At 38.9% G+C, this 638-nt stretch carries 1 protein-coding gene; it reads right to left on the reverse strand.

The window, feature by feature from the left end; all coding sequences use genetic code 11:
- Nucleotides 1–311 (reverse strand): Arm DNA-binding domain-containing protein (locus MCY_RS09080; protein ID WP_007347211.1); only part of this gene is annotated, 311 nt, incomplete at its 3' end.
- Nucleotides 312–638 lie beyond the last annotated feature (327 nt).

The raw sequence follows: 638 nt of genomic DNA on the forward strand, positions 1-638 counted from the left end.
AAAGCAATATCTTTTAAATAATGGAGATTACGCATTGCTTCACGCTTTTGTTTTTCACGTTCTTTAATGGGGTCACGACCCTCATGCAAAACAGAACGCCATTGGTTTGCCAATTCACGGGCTTTTTTTAAAGAAACATGTCTTAAGGCACCCAAGCCCATTTCACGGCGTCGCCCGTGAATGGTATAACGATAAAGCCATTGAGCACCTCCATCTTTACGCTTGTGAAGTAACAAGCCGGCCCCATCATTATATTTGCCAGCTCCCAATGTTGCGACAGATCTTGCATTAAGACGGTTCATAAGAGCCATTTTTAGTCCTTTCTTGTATAAATTTTACCCACACGCCAGCCCCGCTTTTGACGTGCAAGCAAGTGATATGAATTGATTCAATCTGAGAGGGTTTAGAATAAGAAAATCTTACTATATTCAGTCCTCTCATTCAATATGCAAAACAGTGAAATATCATTATAAATCAATGTGTTATCTAACTAAGACCACTATGAATAAGCTTTGTTGATGCACTTGAAGTTCCTAATAAAGTAAACGCGCTTGTTTTAAAATGTCTAATGCCTCTAATGATAAGGGGACGCGAAATTCTTTTGTTGTATCACGCTTTCCTTTCATATTTTCAGCAGG

It is taken from the genome of Bartonella rattimassiliensis 15908, assembly GCF_000278215.1.
GTDB lineage: Bacteria > Pseudomonadota > Alphaproteobacteria > Rhizobiales > Rhizobiaceae > Bartonella > Bartonella rattimassiliensis.